Consider the following 19,533-nt stretch of genomic DNA (forward strand, 5'->3'; position numbering starts at 1 on the left):
ATGTACCGACAGGGTGACGTTCTGATCGTGCCGGTGGCGCGGGAGTCGCTGCCGCCGGGCGCCGAGGCGCTGCCGCGGCAGCCCCGGGACGGGCGGGGGCGGCTGGTGCTGGCCCTCGGCGAGGTGACCGGGCACGCGCACGCGGTGGTCGGGCCGGGCACGCTGGTGCGCGAGTCGGGGCCGTTCGGCGCCTCGTACCTCCATCTCCCCGACGGCGGACGGGTGGTGCACGAGGAGCACGCGGCGATACCGCTCCCCAAGGGGTGGTACCGGGTGGTGCGCCAGCGGGAGTACGTGCCGGGCGCCGTGCGCGTCGTGGCGGACTGAGAGCGGGGACGAGGACGGATGACGACGGCTACGGCAGTGGAGACGACGAGCATGACCACAGGCGCCATGGAGACGACCCCCATGACCACCGAACGCTGGCGCGCGGTGGCCGCGGCGACCGGTCCCGCGGACCGCGAGGCGGCCGGGGCGGGTATCCGGCTGGCGTACGAGGCGGCGGGGCTGGCGCCGCCGGAGCGGATCGTGTGGACCGGCTCGCCGCTCGCGGGCACGGCGGCCGCGCTGCTGCTCACCGGGCGGGCGGAGGGGCTGCCGGGCGAGGTCGCCGAGCGGGCCGCCGACGCGCTGGCGGCCGCCGGGGTCGAGCCGGTGGCGGGCGCCGCGGGCTCCTCGGTGCGCGAAGCGGTGCGCACCCGTCCCTGGGCGCGCGCCCGGCAGCGGGCGCACACCGCGCTGGGCCCGGCCGGGTGGGCCCAGCGCTGGGCGCTGACGGGGGCGCCGCTGTGGGACGTCACCCGGGCGCTGACCGAGCGCATCCGCACCGGGGTCATCGAGACCCTGACGGAAGGGGCGGCCACGGAGCGGGCGGATCAGGAGACGGCCGTCCGGCTGACCCTGCTGGACGCGGTGCTGGGGCAGCATGACGCGCCCTGGCTGGCCTCCGTGGCCGAGGGGGGTCCGGACGATTCCGGCGACGGGCTCGCCGGACCGGCCGCGGTCGCCCGCGCCGCGGGCTGGTGGTGGCCGTACGAGAAGGTCGTGGTGGTCGCGGAGCGTCCGGTCGGGCTGCACCGTGACGAGGCCGGCCGCCTCGACCGCGGCGACGGCCCCGCGCTCGCCTTCCCCGACGGCTTCGCGCTGTACGCCTGGCGCGGTATGCCGGTGCCCCCGGACTTCCTCGACCAGCTGGGCGAGCTGACCCCGGACCGGATCCGCGCCGAGGAGAACGCGGAGCTGCGCCGGGTGATGCTGGAGCATTACGGCTACGACCGCTATCTCGACGAGTCCGGGGCGCAGCCCGTGCACCGGGACGAGACGGGTGTGCTGTGGCGCATCGACCTCGCCGACGACGAGCCGGTGGTGATGGTCGAGGTGGTCAACTCCACGCCCGAGCCGGACGGTACGCACCGCACGTACTGGCTGCGCGTACCGCCCCGCACCCGGACCGCCCGTGAGGGCGTGGCCTGGACCTTCGGTCTGGACGCCGCGACCTATGTGCCGGAGCGCGAGACCTGATTTTCCGGACGTACACCCCACATCGACTTGGTCTGGACCTTGACTGGTATAGACCAAGTCGATTGAGTGTCCTCCGACAACACGAGGATTGGGGTGGTCCCATGTGGAGTAGACGCGTCATGGCCTGGTTCGCCGCGCCGGCAGCGGCGTGCGCCTTATTGTTTGGCATGCCCATGGCTTCCGCATCGGCCGATGCGGCGGGCGCGGCCCCGCGCGCGGCCTGCAACTACCCGGACTGGGTCGCGGGCAAGTGGTACGCGACCGGTGACATCGTCCGGTACACCGACGGCAGGTACTACCGGGCCGAGCACGACAACCCGGGCTACGACCCGGTGATCAGCACCTGGTACTGGGAGCCGTACGACTGCGGCGGGAGCGGAACCTCCGGCTTCGTCGTCAGCGAGGCGCAGTTCAACCAGATGTTCCCGAACCGGAACGGCTTCTACAGCTACCAGGGCCTGACCGCCGCCCTGAGCGCCTACCCCGGCTTCGCGAACACCGGCAGCGACACCGTGAAGAGGCAGGAGGCCGCCGCCTTCCTCGCCAACGTCAGCCATGAGACCGGCGGTCTCGTCCACATCGTCGAGCAGAACACGGCGAACTACCCGCACTACTGCGACGGGAGCCGGCCCTACGGCTGCCCCGCGGGCCAGGCGGCGTACTACGGCCGCGGACCGATCCAGCTCAGCTGGAACTTCAACTACAAGGCCGCGGGCGACGCGCTCGGCATCGACCTGCTGAACAACCCCTGGCTGGTGCAGAACGACTCCGCGGTGTCCTGGAAGACCGCCCTGTGGTACTGGAACACCCAGACCGGCCCGGGCACCATGACCCCGCACAACGCCATGGTCAACCAGCGCGGCTTCGGCGAGACCATCCGCAGCATCAACGGCAGCCTGGAGTGCAACGGCGGCAACCCGGGCCAGGTGCAGAGCCGGATCGACGCGTACCAGCGGTTCGTCCAGATACTCGGCACCACCCCCGGCTCGAACCTCAGCTGCTGAGGACCCCCTCCGCATAAATGAGATGCGCCGGGCGGGCCACACGCGCCAGCCTGGAACGCATGGCGTGGACGACGACGTACGACCTCGACGCGTTCCAGGCCGCCGCGGGCGCGTTCCTGCGCGCCCGCCCGGTCCGGCACACCGTGCTCCTCACCGTCGTCTCCTCGCTGGCGGCGGCGGGCAGCGGCCGCTACGGCGACCAGCCGCCGCTCTACGGCTGGTGGCGGGCGCCCTCGGGCGCGATCGAGGGCGCGTACATCCGCACCCCGCCCCATCCGCCGCTGCTCTCCGCCATGCCGGCGGAGGCGGCGGACGCGCTGGCCCGCACCCTCGCCGACGCGGACCGGCCGGCCGGGGCGGACCGATCGCGGGTCACCGGGGTGAACGGCGCGCGCCCGGTCGCCGAGGCCTTCGCCGACGCCTGGGAGCGGCGCACCGGGGAGACCCGCGGGGTGGACCACGTCCAGCGGCTGTACCGGCTCGCCACCCCGACCCCGTCCGGGCCCGTACTACGGGGGCGGGCCCGGACGGCCACCACCGCCGACCGCGATCTGCTGCTGCGCTGGTACGAGGCGTTCGGCCGCGACACCGGGGCGCTGCCCGGGGACGAGGCCGCCCGCGCGGTGGACGACCGGCTCAGCCACCACGGCGCCACGCTGTGGGAGGTGGACGGCGAGCCGGTGGCCACCGCCGCGGTGAGCCGCGCGGTCGCGGCCACCGTCCGCGTCTCGCTCGTCTACACCCCGCCCCGCTTGCGCGGACAGGGGTACGCCGGCGCGGTCACGGCCGCCGTGAGCCGGGCGGCGCGTACCGCGGGAGCCGAGCGGGTGCTGCTCTTCGCCGACCTCGCCAACCCCACCAGCAACGCCCTCTATCAGCGGATCGGCTACCGCCCGGTCGAGGATCACCTGCGGCTGACGTTCACCCCCTGAGAACGGCCCGAGCAGATCCGGAGCCCCCTTTACGGAACAAGGCCGCCGGTCGCGGGAGTTGTCACAGTGCAGCAACACAACTGCACAGGCCATGGGGTGCCCCGTCGCTCCCCTTCACCCAGGAGGTGCCGTGACCGGTTCCAGCCATCGGCGTGCCCGGCTCGCCACAGCCCTGCGCCCCGCCGCCTTCGGCGCGGACCCGGCCGGGGAGCGGATGGAGCGCATCCGGCGGTCCCCGAACTTCGCGAACGGTGTGTTCACCAACCCCGGCGGCGGCAGCACCGCCCCCTCCGGGTCCATGCTGAAGTTCCTGCCCACGTACTTCCGCAAGGAGAACCGGATACGCCGGGCCCCGGCCGGGACCGTGCCGGTGTACCCCACCACCCTCGCCGACCTGGCCACCGCGCCCGCCTCCGGGCTGCGGCTGACGTGGATGGGCCACTCCAGCGTGCTCGCCGAGATCGACGGGGGGCGGGTGCTGTTCGACCCGGTGTGGGGTCAGCGCTGTTCCCCCTTCGCGTCCGTCGGGCCCAAGCGGCTGCACCCGGTCCCGGTACCGCTGCGGGAGCTGGGGCCGGTGGACGCGGTGGTCATCTCCCATGACCACTACGACCACCTGGACATGCCCACGATCCGCGCGCTGGTGCGCACCGGCACCCAGTTCGTCGTTCCGCTCGGGGTCGGCGCGCACCTGGAGCACTGGGGCGTACCGGCGGACCGGGTGACGGAGCTGGACTGGCACGAGTCCACCGAGGTGGCCGGGCTGCTGCTCACCGCCACCCCCGCCCGGCACTTCTGCGGCCGCGCGCTGCGCAACACCCAGCACACCCTGTGGGCCTCCTGGGTGGTGGCCGGGCCCGAGCACCGGGTCTACCACAGCGGGGACACCGGGTACTTCTCCGGCTTCGCGGAGATCGGGAAGTCGTACGGGCCGTTCGACGCGACCATGATCCAGATCGGCGCGTACAGCGAGTTCTGGCCGGACATCCACATGACCCCCGGGGAGGGCATGCGCGCCCACCTCGACCTCCAGGGCGGTGAGCCCACCCAGGGGATCATGCTGCCGATCCACTGGGGCACCTTCAATCTGGCGCCGCACCCGTGGGAGGAGCCCGCCGAGGGCACCGTCACCGCGGCCCGGGCGGCGGGGGCGAGCGTGGCCGTGCCGCGCCCGGGGCAGCCCTTCGAGCCGGGCGGTGGGCTGCCGCTGGAGACGTGGTGGCGTGCGGTGGCGGCGCCGGGCGCCGCGCCGCCGGCCGTCGAGACCGCCGCCGAGCCCGGGGGCACGGCCGGTACGGTCGGTACGGTCGGTACGGTCGGCACGGCCGGTGCGGCCGACGGGACCGACGCGGCGGTGCCCATTCCGCAGCCGTAGCACGCCAGTTGCGCCGAAAGCCTTGTGGGCGGCGCGGTGCGCTCGCTTGAATGGTTAGGAAAGCTTCCTAACGGACCGCCTCAAGCGAATGGAGTCCCCCATGTCCAAAAGGATCGGCCTCACGGCGGCGGCCGTGGCGTTACCCGCCGCGCTCGTGTTCACCGGCGCCGGAGTCGGCGTGGGCCAGGCGGCCGCGCCCCCGGCCGCCGCCCCCGTACAGTCCCCGGCTCACCGGGCGGGCGCGGCGGCCAACCTGGACGATCCGGCCAAGAAGGAGATCGCCATGAAGCTGGTCTCCAGCGCCGAGAACTCCTCCCTGGACTGGCGCGGCCAGTTCACGTACATCGAGGACATCGGCGACGGCCGTGGCTACACCGCGGGCATCATCGGCTTCTGTTCCGGCACCGGCGACATGCTGGAACTCGTCGAGTACTACACCGACCAGAAGCCGGACAACGTCCTCGCCAAGTACCTCCCCGCCCTGCGCAAGGTCAACGGCAGCGACTCCCACAGCGGCCTGGACCCCAACTTCACCAAGGACTGGAAGAAGGCCGCCGCCGACAAGGCGTTCCAGGACGCCCAGGAGCACGAGCGCGACCGCGTCTACTTCAACCCGTCCGTCAAGCAGGGCAAGGACGACGGCCTCGGCGCGCTCGGCCAGTTCATCTACTACGACGCGATCGTCATGCACGGCCCCGGCGACAGCAAGTACAGCTTCGGCGGCATCCGCAAGACGGCCATGTCCAAGGCCAGGACCCCGGCGCAGGGCGGCGACCGGAGCACGTATCTGAACGCCTTCCTCGACGCCCGCAAGAAGGCCATGCAGAGCGAGGAGGCGCACAGCGACACCAGCCGGGTCGACACCGCGCAGCGTGTCTTCCTCAACGCGAAGAACTTCGACCTGAACCCGCCGCTGAAGTGGAAGGTCTACGGCGAGTCCTTCGAGATCAACTCCTGACCGCCGCTGTCGGTCGATGTCGGTGCCCCTTCGTGGTCCGCCTCGTCCCGGACGCGGTGCGCCGCGTCCGGGACGAGGTGTTCGCGTATCTCGAACCGGAGGTCAGCCCCGGCCAGCCGCCGCAACCAGCGCCCGCATGACCCGCAGGTCGTCGCCCGCCTCCGGGTGCCACTGCACGCCCAGCACGAAGCCCTCCGCGGACGGCATCTCCACCGCCTCCACCGTCCCGTCCTCGGACGCGTACGCGCCGGGGATCAGGTCGTCTGCCAGGCGGTCCACCGCCTGGTGGTGGAAGGTCGGCACGGACACCGGCTCCGGGAGCACCGTGCCCAGCAGCGTGCCGGGGACCGGCTTCACCTCGTGCCAGTCGAAGACACCGGGCGCGCCCGCGTGGCCGTCCAGGTGCTGGACGAGGGTGCCGCCGAGGGCGACGTTCAGCAGCTGCATGCCGCGGCAGATGCCCAGCAGGGGGACGCCCGAGGACAACGCGGCCTCGATCAGGGCCAGTTCCCAGGCGTCGCGCTCCCGGGCGGGCGGGCCCGTACGCGGATCGACGGAGGCGCCGTAGCGGATCGGCTCCACGTCCGGGCCGCCGGAGATCACCAGGCCGTCGAGGCGGGAGACGACGGCCGCCGCCGATCCCGGGGCGGTGTCCGGGGGCAGCATCGCGGCCAGGCCCCCGGCGCGCTGGACGAGGCGGTGGTACCCGGCCGGGAGCAGGGCGGCGGGGAGGTTCCAGACGCCCCAGTGCGCCGTGGCCTCGAGGTAGGTGCTGACGCCGATCAGTGGCAGAGGGGGCACGGACAGGTCCAATCTCTCAGTCGCGGGACAACTCCGCCTCGGCCTCCGCCAGCGCCGCGAACTCCTCCTCCGGCGCTGACGCGACCAGCCGGTGGCGGCTGTAGAAGGCGAAGTAGGCGAGCGCCACGGCGTAGACGCCGAGGGCGATGAAGGCGGCGTCCTTGTCCACCAGGAAGGTGGCCACCAGTGCCGAGCAGGCCAGGACGAAGGCGGTGGACGAGGTCACGATGCCGCCGGGGGTGCGGTAGGGGCGGTCGAGTCCCGGCTCCCGGCGGCGCAGGACGATGTGGGAGAGCGACATCAGGGCGTACGAGATGGTGGCGCCGAAGACCGCGACGTTCAGCATCCGCGCGCCGTCGCCGGACCAGGCGGCGAGGCCGAAACCGATGGCGCCGGGGACGAGGAGGCCCAGGTAGGGGGCCTTGCGGCGGCTGGTCAGGGAGAGGAAGCGGGGCAGGTACCCGGCCCGGGAGAGGGCGAACAGCTGCCGCGAACCGGCGAAGATCAGGGAGAAGAAGGAGGCGACGAGACCGGCGAGCCCCGCGTAGTTGACGACGCGGGACAGCGCCGTGGCCTCACCGTCCGGCTGCAGCGCCTCGACCAGCGGGTTGCCCGCGTCCCGTACGGCGTCCGGGCCGCGGGCGCCGGTGGCGGCGAGGAAGGTGAGCAGGGCCAGGAGCAGCAGGATGCCCATCGAACAGGCCATGGCCTTGGGCAGGGTGCGGGCCGGCTCGCGGGTCTCCTCGGCCGCGAGCGGGACACCCTCCACGCCCAGGAAGAACCACATGCCGAAGGGGAACGCCGCCCAGATGCCCAGCACGCCGAACGGCAGCCAGGAGTTGGCGCCGAAGGCCGAGTGGTCGACCGCGATGTCGTTCAGCGAGCCCGAGTCGAAGTCGGTGAAGGCGGCGACCGCGAAGATCAGCAGCGCGGTGACGGCGACGGCGGTCACGGCGAGGCTGAACCGCAGGGCCTCGCCCACGCCCCACAGATGGATCCCGATGAAGATCACGAAGCAGGCGAGATAGACGGGCCAGCCGGACTCCAGGCCGAAGAGGCCGAGCGATTCGACGTAGTCGCCGATGAAGATGGAGATGGCGGCGGGCGCGAGGACGTACTCGATGAGGATCGCCGTGCCGGTGAGGAACCCGCCCCAGGGGCCGAGCGCGCGCCGCGCGAAGCCGTAGCCGCCGCCCGCCGTGGGGAGGATCGCGGCCAGTTCGGCGAGGGCGAAGACCATGCAGGTGTACATCAGGCCCATGAGCACGGCGGCGATGGCCAGGCCACCGAAACCGCCCTCCGCGAGGCCGAAGTTCCAGCCGGAGAAGTCGCCGGAGACCACATAGGCGACGCCGAGGCCGGTCAGCAGCAGCGGACCCGCGCTGCCGCGCCGCAGGGTGCGCCGCTCCAGATAGCCGGGATCACCGGGTTCACCGGGATCGGGGGAGGTACGGGCGGTCTCGGTTCCTTCGGCCATGTCAGCCATGGGCGCTCCTGGCTTCGCACGAGGGGGACAGCGGTGGGGAGGGGATTGGTGTGGGGGCATACCTTTGCCGTAGGGGGAGGCTCCGCGCAAGACCCTCCGCGTAAAAACAGGGCTGGGGCGCCCTACGGCAGGAATCCGCGCAGCAGCGCCGCCGTGCCCTCGCAGTGCTCCCGCATCACCTCGCGCGCCCCGTCCGCGTCCCCGTCGAGCACCGCCTCGACCAGCGCCGCGTGCTGCGCCTGGGAGTGCTCCAGGTTCCGTACCAGCAGCGGGATGCAGTCCAGCAGGTCGTTGACGGTGGCGCGGACGGCCGCGTACTGGGCGGCCAGCGAGGGGGAGCCCGCCAGCTCGGCCAGGGTCAGATGCAGCATCGTGTCCAGGCGCCGGTAGTCGGCCGGCGGCGCGTCCCGCGTCGCGTCGAGGGCGGCGCGCAGCCGCGCGGCCCGGCCGCCGTCCAGGCCGTGCGCCGCGCACAGCCCGGCCGCGCCGACCTCCAGGACCTCCCGGAAGCGCAGCGTGTCCTCGACGTCCACCGCCCCGATCCGCCGCCGCAGCTCGTCCTCGTCACCCGCGGCGGGCTCCGGCCGGGCCCGTACGAAGGTGCCGCCGTACCGGCCGCGGCGGCTCTCCACGATCCCCTGGTCCTGGAGGACCTTCAGCACCTCGCGCAGGGTCACCCGGCTGATCCGCAGCCGCTCCGCCAGATCGCGCTCGGCCGGGAGGCGGCCGCCGTCGGGGACCAGCCCCAGCCGTACGACCTGGAGTATCTGCTCCAGCGCCTCCTCGAAGCCGTTTCCGGCGCGCACCGGGCGCAGCACCGGCGCCAGCCGGTCCCCACTGCCATGGGTCTCGTCCATCGAACCGTCCACACCTCCTTCCCAATCAATGGTCTGCGGTATTACCTTAAGGCCACTTCGCGCCCCCACACCCGTCCGAAAGTCCGGAAGCCAGGAGGCACCACCGTGGCAGACCGCACGCCCCCGCTCTCGGTCGACGAGCTGACCAGGCTCGTCGCCGCCGGGGAGATCGACACCGTCGTCCTGGCCTTCACCGATATGCAGGGCAGACTGCAGGGCAAGCGGTTCGCCGCCCGCTTCTTCCTCGACGATGCCCTGGAGCACGGCACCGAGGGCTGCAACTACCTCCTCGCCGTCGACGCCGACATGAACACCGTCGGCGGCTACGCCATGTCCTCCTGGGAGCGCGGCTACGGCGACTTCGCCCTCCACGGCGACACCCGCACCCTGCGCCGCACCCCCTGGAACCCGGGCACCGCGATGCTCACCGCGGACCTCTCGTGGCACGACGGCTCGCCCGTGGCCGCCTCCCCGCGGCAGATCCTGCGCCGCCAGCTCGACCGGCTCGCGGAGCGCGGCTGGACCGCGTACGCCGGGACCGAGCTGGAGTTCATGGTCTTCCGGGACACCTACGAGCAGGCGTGGGACAGCGGCTACCGCGGGCTGACCCCGGCCAACCAGTACAACGTCGACTACTCCATCCTCGGCACCGGCCGCGTCGAGCCCCTGCTGCGCCGCATCCGCAACGAGATGGGCGCCGCCGGGATGACCGTGGAGTCGGCCAAGGGAGAGTGCAATCTCGGCCAGCACGAGATCGCCTTCCGCTACGACGACGCGCTGACCACCTGCGACCAGCACGTCATCTACAAGACCGGCGCCAAGGAGATCGCCGCCCAGGAGGGCACGGCGCTCACCTTCATGGCCAAGTACGACGAGCGCGAGGGCAACTCCTGCCACATCCACCTCTCGCTGCGCGACGAGGCCGGACGGCCCGTGCTCGCGGACGACGACGGCCCGTACGGCATGTCGAAGACCATGCGCCACTTCCTGGCCGGGCAGATCGCCGCGATGCGCGACTTCACCCTCCTCTACGCACCCAACATCAACTCCTACAAGCGCTTCCGCCCCGGTTCCTTCGCGCCCACCGCCGTCGCCTGGGGCCCGGACAACCGCACCTGCGCGCTGCGCGTCATCGGCCACGGCCAGGCGCACCGGCTGGAGAACCGGCTGCCCGGCGGGGACGTCAACCCGTACCTCGCCGTCGCCGGGATGGTGGCCGCCGGGCTGTACGGGGTCGAGCGGGAACTGGAGCTGCCCGAGGCCTGCACCGGCAACGCCTACACCGGCGACGCCGACCACGTGCCGACCTCGCTGCGCGACGCCGCCGAGCTGTGGCAGGCCAGCCCCATAGCGCGGGCCGCGTTCGGCGACGAGGTGGTCGAGCACTACCTCAACATGGCCCGCGTCGAGCAGGAGGCGTACGACACCGCCGTCACCGACTGGGAACGCTTCCGGTCCTTCGAGCGCATGTGAGGAACCACCGAGTGAGCACCGAACACCCCCACGAGCACCCCACCGAGCACCACATCCTCAACCCGGCGACCGAGGAGGTCATCGCCACCGTCCCGGCCGCCACGCCCGCCGACGTGGACGCCGCCGTCGCCCGCGCCACCGCCGCCCAGCGCGGCTGGGCCGCCCTCGCCCCCGCCGACCGGGCCCGGCTGCTGCGCCGCTTCGCCGCCACCGTGGACGACCACATCGAGGAACTGGCCGCGCTGGAGGTCCGCGAGGCGGGCCACCCCATCGGCAACGCCCGCTGGGAGGCGGGCAACGTCCGCGATCTGCTGGAGTACGCGGCCGGGGGCGTGGAGCGGCTGAGCGGCGCCCAGATCCCGGTCGCCGGCGGCCTGAACATCACCTTCCATGAACCGCTCGGCGTGGTCGCCGTCATCGCGCCGTGGAACTTCCCGATGCCGATCGCGGGCTGGGGCACCGCGCCCGCCCTCGCCGCGGGCAACGCCGTCCTCCTCAAGCCCGCCGAGACCACCCCGCTCACCGCCCTCCGGCTCGCCGAACTCGCCCTCGCCGCCGGGCTGCCCGAGGGGCTGTTCCAGGTGCTGCCCGGCGCCGGTCCGGTGGCCGGGGCCGCGCTCGTCGAGCACAGGGACGTGGCCAAGGTCGTCTTCACCGGGTCGACGGCCGTCGGCAAGGAGATCATGGCCAAGTGCGCGGCGGGCGTGAAGCGCGTGACGCTCGAACTCGGCGGCAAGAGCCCCAACATCGTCTTCGCCGACGCCGACCTCGAGGCGGCGGCGAGCGCCGCGCCCGGCTCGTTCCTGGACAACACCGGCCAGGACTGCTGCGCCCGCAGCCGGATCCTGGTCCAGCGCGGCGTCTACGACCGGTTCATGGAGCTGCTGGAACCCGCCGTCAAGGGCTTCACGGCCGGCGACCCGGCCGACCCCGCCACCGCCATGGGCCCGCTGATCTCGGCCGCGCAACGGGAGCGCGTGCGGTCCTACGTACCCGAGGACGCGCCCGCCGCGATCCGCGGCGAGGCCCCCGGCGGCAAGGGGTTCTGGTACCCGGCGACCGTCCTGGAGGCCACCGCGCCCGGCGACCGCGCGGCCGTGGAGGAGATCTTCGGACCCGTCGCCGTCGTCCTCCCCTTCGACGACGAGGCCGACGCCGTGCGGCTGGCGAACGCGACCGACTACGGCCTCTCCGGCTCGATCTGGACCCGCGACGTGGGCCGCGCGGTGCGCGTCTCGCGCGCCGTCGCCGCCGGGAACCTGTCCGTCAACTCGCACAGCAGCGTGCGCTACGCGACCCCGTTCGGCGGCTACAAGCAGTCCGGTCTCGGCCGGGAGCTGGGTCCCGACGCCCTGACCGCCTTCACCGAGACCAAGAACGTGTTCATCAGCACCGAGGAGCAATGACGTGAGCGAGACCGTGACCGAGACCCCCGTGTGCCGCCGCCTGGTGGGCCGTACCGCCGTCATCACCGGAGCGGGCAGCGGCATCGGCCTGGCCACCGCGCGCCGCTTCGCCTCCGAGGGCGCGCGCGTGGTGTGCGCCGACATCGACGAGTCCGCGGGCAAGGCCGCCGCCGACGAGGTCGGCGGGCTCTGCGTCCGGGTGGACGTCACCGACCCCGAGCAGGTCGAGGCGCTGTTCAAGACCGCGTACGACACCTACGGCTCGGTCGACGTGGCGTTCAACAACGCGGGCATCTCGCCGCCCGACGACGACTCGATCCTCACCACCGGTCTGGACGCCTGGAAGCGGGTCCAGGAGGTCAACCTCACCTCCGTCTATCTGTGCTGCAAGGCCGCGCTGCCCTATATGCGGCGGCAGGGCCGGGGCTCCATCATCAACACGGCGTCCTTCGTGGCCGTCATGGGCGCCGCGACCTCGCAGATCAGCTACACCGCGTCCAAGGGCGGGGTGCTGGCGATGTCGCGCGAGCTGGGCGTGCAGTTCGCGCGCGAGGGCATCCGGGTCAACGCGCTGTGCCCGGGGCCGGTCAACACCCCGCTGCTGAAGGAGCTGTTCGCCAAGGACCCGGAGCGGGCGGCGCGGCGGCTGGTGCACGTCCCGGTCGGGCGGTTCGCCGAGCCGGAGGAGATCGCGTCCGCGGTCGCCTTCCTGGCCAGCGACGACTCGTCGTTCGTCAACGCGGCCGAGTTCCTGGTGGACGGCGGCATCGCGGGGGCGTACGTCACCCCGCTGTAGACCGGGCCACAGGACTCGTCGCGGGCCCGGTTGTCGCCGGGCGCGCAGTCCACGTGACCCCGGTGCGCGGAGCCGACCCGTGGCCATAAGGTGACGGCGTGAGCATGAACACGCCCCCGGGCTGGTATCCCGATCCCGGTTACACAGGTCACGGCCCCGCCCTGCATCGGTGGTGGGACGGGTCCGCCTGGACCGAGTACACGCGCGACGCCACCGCCCCCGCGGACTCGCCCTTCGGCCCGCCGCCCGCGCCCGGCTATCCGCCCGGCCCGGACGGCGGGCGGGGGCTCGGCCGCGGCCCCCGGGTCGCGGTGCTCGCGCTGTCGGTGGGGGCCGTGGTCGCCGCGATCATCGGCGGCATCGTGCTGCTGGGTGACAGCGGGGACAGCGGTGACGGCGATCGTGCGAATCCGCTGCCCACCGCCCCCGCCCCTCCCGGAGGCGGCGGCGACACCCCCTCGGACGGCCCGTCCGGCCTGCCCACCGACGGCCCCAGCGCGCCGCCCACCGACGATCCGAGCATCGCCCCGGACACCGCGAGCGGCATCAGCCTGCCCGTGCTGACGGGCTGGCAGGCGGGCCGCAGCAGCTCCGGCGGCGCGGGCGTGACCACCTCGCGCTACCCGTGCCCGGGCGACCCCTCCACCGACTGCGTGCGCGGCGGCGCCTTCTCCGGGACCGCCAGCGGCTTCAAGGCGGACACCGCCAAGGGCATCGCCGAGGAGGACATAGCCAAGAACGCCGAGGAGTCCTACGGCACGGACGAGGACACCGACCGCAAGGCGTACGGCGGGATCGAGTCGCACAAGCGGATCAAGGAGGAGGCGGTCGACGTCGCGGGGGAGAAGGGCTACCTGGTGCGCTGGAAGGTGATGACGAAGAAGGGCGACGACGGATACGTCCAGTCCCTCGCCTTCCCGTCGCCCACCGTCCCCGACACCATGGTCCTGGTGCGCTTCGGCTTCGACGTGAGCGACAAGGCACCGCCGCTCGGCGACATGGACAAGATCGTGGACGGCATCGAGGCCCTGGCGGGCGACGGCCGGTCCATATAGGCCCGCCCGCACTCCGCTACAGGAACGTGCGGCCCTCGCCCCGGTACGTCGGCACCGACTCCACCACCCGGTCGTCCTCGACCAGATGGAGCGTCGCGAACCGCTCGCACAGCTCACCGGCCTTGGCGTGCCGGAACCACACCTTGTCGCCGATCAGCAGATCGTCGGCGGCCGTGCCCAGCAGCGGGGTCTGCACCTCGCCCGGGCCCTCCTGCGGGTCGTAACGCAGCCCCTCCGGCAGATACGGCACCGGCAGCCGGTCCCGGCCCGCCGCCCCGGACGCCGGATATCCGCCGCCCAGTACGGTCACCACACCCACACCCGGCCGGCGCACCACCGGCTGGGCGAAGAGGGCGGCCGGGCGGCCGCGGAAGGACGTGTAGTTGTCGAACAGCCGCGGCTGGTAGAGCCCGGACCCGGCGGCGATCTCGGTCACCGCGTCCTCGGCGGCGGTGTGCTGCACGCTGCCCGTGCCGCCGCCGTTGACGAATTCGAGGTCCGCCACCTCCCGGACCGCCCGGACCGCCGCCGCCCGGCGGGCCGCCAGCTCCCGGCGCGCCGTGCTCTGCATCAGCCGGATCGCGCGGGAGCGCAGCGGATGGCCGGTCACCGCGTCCCCCACCCCCGCGACATGGCCCTCGTAGCCCATGAGCCCGACCACCCGGAAGCCGGGGCGGCGCTCGATCGCCCGCGCCAGCCCGGCCAGCTGCTCGGGGGTGCGCAGCGGGGAGCGCAGGGCGCCGACGCGGACCCGGCCGCCCAGCAGCCGCAGCGAGGTGTCCAACTCCAGGCAGACCCGGACCTCTTCGGTCCCGGCGCGCACCCTGTCGATCAGGTCGAGCTGGCCGATGTCGTCCACCATGACGGTCACGGCGGCGGCGAGCTTGGGGTCGCCGGTCAGGGTGGCGTAGCCGTCCCGGTCGGTGGACGGGTAGGCGAGCAGGACGTCGTCGAAGCCCTCGCGGGCCAGCCACAGGGACTCGGAGAGGGTGAAGCTCATGATGCCCGCGAAGCCGTCCCGCGCCAGGGCCCGTTCCAGCAGCGCCCGGCACCGCACCGACTTGCTGGCCACCCGGATCGGCTTGCCTCCCGCCCGGCGTACCAGATCGCGTGCGTTGTCGTCGAAGGCCCTCAGGTCGACAATCGCCATGGGTGCCTCGAGATGGGCGGTGGCCCGGTCGTAACGAGCCCGGTCAGCGGCGGAAGGGGACATGTCGTGAAGCTTGCCAGACCGCCATTACCGCTGGGTAGAGGGCGGCCGATGCGGAGGGTGCCCGGCGCCCCGTAGAGTGTCGCGCACGCCACGACCGGCAGGTCAGCGGCGTGATGTCCGTATTCGGGCCGCCTGCCCGAAAGGTGGTGGGGCGGCGCGGCGAACCGGACGGAGCGACGTGGAGCAGGTCTCGATGGGCGCGAGGGGGTGCCGGTGAGCGCGGACGCGGAACAGGCGCACTCTTCTCGTCGTACGCCCCCACCTCGCCCTGCACACCCCCCGCGCACCGCGCCCACGCCCCGGTCCGCGCCCCCGCCGCGCACCGTCGCCCCGCCCAGTGCCCCGCCCGGTTTCGGCCCGCCGGGTTTCGGCCCGCCGGGTTTCGGCCCGCCGGGTTTCGGTCCGCCCGGCTTCGTCCCCGACCCGGACACCCCCGTCCTCGGCGTCCCGGCGAAGGTCCCCTTCCCCCGGGGCGCCTTCCGCGGCGTACGGCACACCGGCCGCGGCGCCTTCACCGCCGACAGCCCGCGCGTACCGCCCCACCCCGGTGCCCCGCCGCGCCCGGCCGCCCCGCCGGGCGCCGGAACCGGCCACCACCGCGCGCGCGGCCGCACCGTGGCCGCCGCCGTCTCCCTCGTCCTCGGCCTCGGACTGCTCGGCGGCGCGGCGGCCGGCAGCTGGCTGGGCGACAGCCCCGGCGCGACGGCCTCGGCCGCCGACGACTACGCCACGGCGCGCGCCGCCTGGCACAGCGTCCCGGCGGACGACCTCTTCCCCCGCACCCTGCGCGGCAAGGGCGAAGGACCCGGCGGCGCCGACCGGCTCTGGACCCGGATCGCGGTCGCCCCCGACAGCAGCTGCGGCGGCGGCTTCGATCCGCTGCTCACCAAGGCGCTCTCCCCGGTGGGCTGCGAACGGCTGCTGCGCGCCACCTACACCGACGCCACCAGCACCAGCGTGACCACCGTCGGCCTGCTGATCACCTCGGCCGACCCCGCCGGGATGAAGGCCCTGCGGCAGCGCTTCACCGAGGACAAGCTGGACGGACGCGCCGATCTGATGCCCCGTCCGTACGCCGCGAAGGGCACCGCCGCGGCCCGCTTCGGCGACGATCAGCGCGCGAGCTGGCGCATCCGGATCCTCACCGACGCGCCCGCCGTCATCTACGCCGTCTCCGGCTTCGCCGACGGCCGCGAGGTCACCGACCCGCAGCCGGCGTACGAGGCCACCCGGCGCGGCGCGACCACCGCCCCCGCCCAGTCCGGCCTCGGCAACGACGCCCGCGGCATCGCCGACGCCACCGAGGACGCCTTCCGCCGCGCCCTGTCCAAGGCCCCGGCGGCGCCGGACGAGCCGGAGAAGCGGGGAAGCGCCTCATGAAGACCGCGCGGCGCATCACCGTGAGCCTCGCCGCCGCCGGGCTGACCCTGGTGCCCGTCGCCCCCGCCCGGGCCGACGGCATCCAGGCCCAGGAGTGGGCGCTCGACGCCGTCCACACCCGCCAGGCGTGGCAGACCACCAAGGGCGCGGGGACGACCGTCGCCGTCCTGGACACCGGCGTCGACGACCAGCACCCCGACCTCGCGGGGCAGGTGCTGCCGGGCAAGGACCTCATCGGCTTCGGCGCCCGGCGCGGCGACCGCCCCTGGGCCCGGCACGGCACCGCGATGGCGGGCATCATCGCGGGCAGCGGACATGGCCCCGGTGGCGGCGACGGCGTGCTGGGCGTCGCGCCCAAGGCCAGGATCCTGCCGGTGCGGGTGATCCTGGAGGACGGCGACCCGAAGCGCGCCAAGGCGCGCGGCTCCCGGGGCGGCGCGCTCGCCCAGGGCATCCGCTGGGCCGCCGACCACGGCGCCGACGTGATCAACCTGTCCCTGGGCGACGACAGCGCCTCCGCCCACCCCGAACCCGCCGAGGACGCCGCCGTCCAGTACGCGCTGGGCAAGGGCGCCGTCGTGGTCGCCTCCGCGGGCAACGGAGGCGACAAGGGCGACCGCGTCTCCTACCCGGCCGCCTACCCCGGCGTGATCGCGGTGACCGCCGTCGACCGCTACGGCAACCGCGCCGGCTTCTCCACCCGCCGCTGGTACGCCGGCATCTCCGCGCCCGGTGTCGACGTGGTCATAGCCGACCCCGACAAGCGCTACTACGAGGGCTGGGGCACCAGCGCGGCGGCCGCCTTCGTCTCCGGCGCCGCCGCCCTCGTCCGCTCCGCCCACCCCGACCTGAGCCCGCGCCAGGTCCGGCAGGCGCTGGAGCGGACCGCCCGGAACCGCCCGTCCGGCGGCCACAGCGATGAGCTGGGCTCGGGCGTGGTGGACGCGGCGGCCGCCCTCAAGGCGGCGGCGGCCATGAAACCCGAGCCCCAGCAGCCCGCCGCCGCGGTGTCGCCGCGACGCTACTTCGGCAGCGGCCCCGGCCGGACCCGGGCCTCCGGCGGCGAGGGCGGGGTCAACGAGACGGCGCTGATCGCCGCCGTCGCCGGGGCGGGCCTGGTGGCCGCCGCGATCGTCCTGTGGCGCGGCTCGGGACCGCTGCGCGCCCCGCGCTTCCTGCGGCGCCCGACCACGCCCCGCACGCCACCGCCCAACTGACGGCGCTCACGCCCGCAGCGCGGTGGCCGCCCCCACGGCCGCCCGGGCGGCCTGCTCCACCAGGGCCACCCCGGTGTTCATGTTCTTGCTGCCGTCGGACAGCACCGCCACCAGATAGCTCCGCCCGCTCGCCGTGACCTGGCCGATGCTGTTGACGTCCCACAGCCCGGTGGTGCTGCGCGGCAGCCAGCCGTTCTTCAGCCGCGTGCCCGCGCCCGCGTCGGCGGCGGCCGAGACACCCCAGTCCTGGCCGGTGGTGATCCGCCCCATCAGGCTCCGGATGTACGCCCGGGAGTCCGCGTTCAGCGCCGAGCCGTCCCCGAACACCGCGCGCAGCAGCTTCAGCTGGTCGGCGGCGGTGGTCCGGGTCAGGCCCCACAGCCCGGCCCGGCCGCCCCGGGTACGCGTGAGCCCCAGCCGGTGCTGCGCCGCGTCGAACCCGTCCGCGCCGCCCACCACCTTCCACAGCGCCGTCGCCGCGTCGTTGTCGCTGCGCTCGATCATCACGGTGGCGGCGTCGCCCTCCTTCGCGGTCAGCCCGCGCCGCTCGTCCTGCGCCTTGAGCAGCAGCGCCGCGAGGATGCCGACCTTGACGACGCTCGCCGTGTCGTACAGCCGGTTGCCGTACGTCGCGCTCGCCCCCGACCGGGTGTCCAGGAGCGCCACCGCGAACTCCCCGTCGCACGCGCGCGTCACCGGGGCCAGCGCGTTCGTCAGCGCCGTGCGCAGCGTACGGGCCGATGTGGCGGGCGGTGCCGCCGATGCCGTCGAGGACGCCCCGACCCCGGTCACCTGTCCCACGCCGCCTCCCTGGATGTCGCCCGCCGCGCACCGCGGGCCGACGCTCGGCCGCAGCCGGGCGTTCGTCGGCGCACTGGTGGCACTGGTGGCCGCCCCGCACCCCAGCAGGGTCAGCGCGAGCGCCGCCACGGTCGCGATCACGGCCGGGCGGCGCGCTCTGTGACCGGGGCCGCGGCCCCGGTCCATCCCCCCTGACGTGTCGGTGCTCATGGAGGGGGAGGCTAGACTGCTCCGCCGCGGGACGGGACACAAGGTGATGAACAACCCATGAGAGAGACCTCACGGCGGCCCCGATACCCTCGTGGAGTGGCGCTCAAGAACATTCCCGACCCCGGCTTCTCCGACGACGACGGCACCGCCGACGCCCGTCTGACCGCGGCGCTCGCCGCCTGGGCCGACGACCGCACCGCCGAACCCGAGGTGCTGGCCGCGCTCACCGGGGCGCGGCTCCTCGTCCCGGTGGTGGCTCTGCTCGGCGAGGTGGAGGAGGCGCCCGAAGGGCTGCGCGAAGCGTCCGCTGAGGGTGGTGGTGGGCGACGGGCAGGGGGGCTGCGCGAAGCGTCCGCTGAGGGTGGTGGTGGGCGACGGGCGGGCGGGCTGCGTCGCGAGAAGACGAGCGACATGGCCGTGCCCACCCTGGAGGCGCCCGGCGGCCGGCGCGCCCTGCCCGCCTTCACCTCCCTGGAGACCCTGGCCCGCTGGCGCCCGGACGCCCGGCCCGTCGCCGTACCGCTGCGGCAGGCGCTGGAGGCGGCCGCGCACGAGAAGGCGGACACCCTGGTGCTCGACCTGGCCGGGCCCGTGCCGTACCAGCTCACCGGGCCCGCCCTGCTCGCCCTCGCCGAGGGCCGGACCAGCGCCGATCCGCTGGCCGACCCCGCGGTCGCCGAGGCGGTGCGTACCGTGCTGGCCGCCGAACCGGGCGTGGTGCGCGCCCATCTGACCCCGGCGGCGGACGCCGACGGCATGCTGGCCCTCGCCCTGGACCCGCATGCCCCGGCGCGCGAGACGGCGCGGCGGGTGGCCGGCGCGCTGGCGGCCGATGAGACGTTGCGGGCCAGGCTGGTGCGCGGGCTGACGCTGGCGCTGCTGCCGCCGGACGCGACCGTGCCCGGGGAGCCCCTCTTCAGCCGCTGACCCCGGCCCCCACCGCTGCCACCGGCCCCTGGAAACCGCCGCTGACCTGCGGCGGAACGGCCACCGGCAGGCGAAATCCACCGATACGTCCCACAATGCATAAGGACAGCCGGCGATCCGA

Annotated in this window: 18 protein-coding genes; 13 read left to right on the forward strand and 5 right to left on the reverse strand. The window is 74.0% G+C overall.

What is annotated here, in order from left to right; all coding sequences use genetic code 11:
- The 6 genes from ASC60_RS33355 (at nucleotide 1) to ASC60_RS33380 (ending at nucleotide 5,790) form a co-directional block, all read left to right on the forward strand.
- Nucleotides 1-327 (forward strand): hypothetical protein, encoded by a 327-nt coding sequence (locus ASC60_RS33355; RefSeq protein ID WP_055557439.1) that lies wholly within the window; start codon nucleotides 1-3, stop codon nucleotides 325-327.
- A 51-nt stretch (nucleotides 328-378) separates the two neighbouring features.
- Nucleotides 379-1,521 carry a DUF6745 domain-containing protein gene (locus ASC60_RS33360; RefSeq protein WP_234357237.1) on the forward strand — a complete coding sequence of 381 codons (1,143 nt, stop codon included), beginning with the start codon at nucleotides 379-381 and terminating at the stop codon, nucleotides 1,519-1,521.
- Nucleotides 1,522-1,622: 101 nt separating this feature from the next.
- A complete protein-coding gene (locus ASC60_RS33365) occupies nucleotides 1,623-2,525 on the forward strand; it encodes a glycoside hydrolase family 19 protein (protein ID WP_055557441.1) in 903 nt (300 codons plus the stop codon).
- 59 nt (nucleotides 2,526-2,584) lie between these two features.
- Entirely contained in the window at nucleotides 2,585-3,457 is an 873-nt protein-coding gene (locus ASC60_RS33370; RefSeq protein WP_055557442.1) for a GNAT family N-acetyltransferase, read from the forward strand.
- Nucleotides 3,458-3,587: 130 nt separating this feature from the next.
- Complete coding sequence (locus ASC60_RS33375; RefSeq protein ID WP_055557443.1) at nucleotides 3,588-4,832, forward strand: MBL fold metallo-hydrolase; 1,245 nt, start codon at nucleotides 3,588-3,590, stop codon at nucleotides 4,830-4,832.
- A gap of 100 nt (nucleotides 4,833-4,932) precedes the next feature.
- Nucleotides 4,933-5,790, forward strand: coding sequence for a chitosanase (locus ASC60_RS33380; RefSeq protein ID WP_063787261.1), 858 nt, complete (start codon nucleotides 4,933-4,935; stop codon nucleotides 5,788-5,790).
- Between the two features lie 102 nt (nucleotides 5,791-5,892).
- Here ASC60_RS33380 and ASC60_RS33385 read toward each other — a convergent pair whose 3' ends face one another.
- The 3 genes from ASC60_RS33385 to ASC60_RS33395 form a co-directional block, all read right to left on the reverse strand.
- Nucleotides 5,893-6,591 (reverse strand): gamma-glutamyl-gamma-aminobutyrate hydrolase family protein, encoded by a 699-nt coding sequence (locus ASC60_RS33385; protein ID WP_107097240.1) that lies wholly within the window; start codon nucleotides 6,589-6,591, stop codon nucleotides 5,893-5,895.
- Nucleotides 6,592-6,607: 16 nt separating this feature from the next.
- Nucleotides 6,608-8,068: an ethanolamine permease gene (gene eat, locus ASC60_RS33390; protein WP_055557479.1), complete on the reverse strand. Its 1,461-nt coding sequence runs from the start codon at nucleotides 8,066-8,068 to the stop codon at nucleotides 6,608-6,610.
- 131 nt (nucleotides 8,069-8,199) lie between these two features.
- Complete coding sequence (locus tag ASC60_RS33395; protein ID WP_055557445.1) at nucleotides 8,200-8,934, reverse strand: FadR/GntR family transcriptional regulator; 735 nt, start codon at nucleotides 8,932-8,934, stop codon at nucleotides 8,200-8,202.
- Nucleotides 8,935-9,039: 105 nt separating this feature from the next.
- Between ASC60_RS33395 and ASC60_RS33400 the strand changes: the two genes are divergently transcribed.
- The 4 genes from ASC60_RS33400 (at nucleotide 9,040) to ASC60_RS33415 (ending at nucleotide 13,664) form a co-directional block, all read left to right on the forward strand.
- A complete protein-coding gene (locus ASC60_RS33400; RefSeq protein WP_055557446.1) occupies nucleotides 9,040-10,407 on the forward strand; it encodes a glutamine synthetase family protein in 1,368 nt (455 codons plus the stop codon).
- Between the two features lie 11 nt (nucleotides 10,408-10,418).
- The gene (locus ASC60_RS33405; protein ID WP_055557447.1) at nucleotides 10,419-11,813 is read left to right on the forward strand and encodes an aldehyde dehydrogenase; all 1,395 of its coding nucleotides are present in this window, start codon (nucleotides 10,419-10,421) and stop codon (nucleotides 11,811-11,813) included.
- Nucleotide 11,814: 1 nt separating this feature from the next.
- Nucleotides 11,815-12,609: a 3-oxoacyl-ACP reductase gene (locus ASC60_RS33410; RefSeq protein WP_055557448.1), complete on the forward strand. Its 795-nt coding sequence runs from the start codon at nucleotides 11,815-11,817 to the stop codon at nucleotides 12,607-12,609.
- Nucleotides 12,610-12,713: 104 nt separating this feature from the next.
- Nucleotides 12,714-13,664, forward strand: a complete 951-nt coding sequence (locus ASC60_RS33415; protein WP_055557449.1) for a DUF2510 domain-containing protein — start codon at nucleotides 12,714-12,716, stop codon at nucleotides 13,662-13,664.
- A 16-nt stretch (nucleotides 13,665-13,680) separates the two neighbouring features.
- On the opposite strand, the gene ASC60_RS33420 is transcribed toward ASC60_RS33415, so the two are convergent.
- Nucleotides 13,681-14,877 carry an amino acid deaminase/aldolase gene (locus tag ASC60_RS33420; RefSeq protein ID WP_055557450.1) on the reverse strand — a complete coding sequence of 399 codons (1,197 nt, stop codon included), beginning with the start codon at nucleotides 14,875-14,877 and terminating at the stop codon, nucleotides 13,681-13,683.
- Between the two features lie 213 nt (nucleotides 14,878-15,090).
- On the opposite strand from ASC60_RS33420, the gene ASC60_RS42415 reads away from it, so the two are divergent.
- On the forward strand, nucleotides 15,091-16,257 hold the full coding sequence (locus ASC60_RS42415) for a hypothetical protein (RefSeq protein ID WP_055557480.1): 1,167 nt from the start codon (nucleotides 15,091-15,093) through the stop codon (nucleotides 16,255-16,257).
- Nucleotides 16,254-17,474 (forward strand): type VII secretion-associated serine protease mycosin, encoded by a 1,221-nt coding sequence (gene mycP / locus ASC60_RS33430; RefSeq protein ID WP_055557451.1) that lies wholly within the window; start codon nucleotides 16,254-16,256, stop codon nucleotides 17,472-17,474. The genes ASC60_RS42415 and mycP overlap by 4 nt, the downstream gene beginning before the upstream one ends.
- Nucleotides 17,475-17,480: 6 nt before the next feature.
- On the opposite strand, the gene ASC60_RS33435 is transcribed toward mycP, so the two are convergent.
- A complete protein-coding gene (locus tag ASC60_RS33435; RefSeq protein WP_234357238.1) occupies nucleotides 17,481-18,485 on the reverse strand; it encodes a serine hydrolase in 1,005 nt (334 codons plus the stop codon).
- A 96-nt stretch (nucleotides 18,486-18,581) separates the two neighbouring features.
- Here ASC60_RS33435 and ASC60_RS33440 point away from each other — a divergent pair, with 96 nt between their 5' ends.
- Entirely contained in the window at nucleotides 18,582-19,412 is an 831-nt protein-coding gene (locus tag ASC60_RS33440) for an SseB family protein (RefSeq protein WP_055557453.1), read from the forward strand.
- Nucleotides 19,413-19,533: the final 121 nt, after the last annotated feature.

Source organism: Streptomyces sp. NBRC 110028, assembly GCF_001417735.1.
Classification (GTDB): Bacteria; Actinomycetota; Actinomycetes; order Streptomycetales; family Streptomycetaceae; genus Streptomyces.

Excerpts from the sequence above, each read along its gene's own strand:
- ASC60_RS33355 (WP_055557439.1), top strand. The coding sequence starts at position 1 with ATGTACCGACAGGGTGACGTTCTGATCGTGCCGGTGGCGCGGGAGTCG.
- ASC60_RS33360 (WP_234357237.1), top strand. The coding sequence starts at position 379 with ATGACCACAGGCGCCATGGAGACGACCCCCATGACCACCGAACGCTGG.
- ASC60_RS33365 (WP_055557441.1), top strand. The coding sequence starts at position 1,623 with ATGTGGAGTAGACGCGTCATGGCCTGGTTCGCCGCGCCGGCAGCGGCG.
- ASC60_RS33370 (WP_055557442.1), top strand. The coding sequence starts at position 2,585 with ATGGCGTGGACGACGACGTACGACCTCGACGCGTTCCAGGCCGCCGCG.
- ASC60_RS33380 (WP_063787261.1), top strand. The coding sequence starts at position 4,933 with ATGTCCAAAAGGATCGGCCTCACGGCGGCGGCCGTGGCGTTACCCGCC.
- eat (WP_055557479.1), bottom strand. The coding sequence starts at position 8,068 with ATGGCCGAAGGAACCGAGACCGCCCGTACCTCCCCCGATCCCGGTGAA.
- ASC60_RS33395 (WP_055557445.1), bottom strand. The coding sequence starts at position 8,934 with ATGGACGAGACCCATGGCAGTGGGGACCGGCTGGCGCCGGTGCTGCGC.
- ASC60_RS33415 (WP_055557449.1), top strand. The coding sequence starts at position 12,714 with ATGAACACGCCCCCGGGCTGGTATCCCGATCCCGGTTACACAGGTCAC.
- ASC60_RS33420 (WP_055557450.1), bottom strand. The coding sequence starts at position 14,877 with ATGTCCCCTTCCGCCGCTGACCGGGCTCGTTACGACCGGGCCACCGCC.
- mycP (WP_055557451.1), top strand. The coding sequence starts at position 16,254 with ATGAAGACCGCGCGGCGCATCACCGTGAGCCTCGCCGCCGCCGGGCTG.
- ASC60_RS33435 (WP_234357238.1), bottom strand. The coding sequence starts at position 18,485 with ATGAGCACCGACACGTCAGGGGGGATGGACCGGGGCCGCGGCCCCGGT.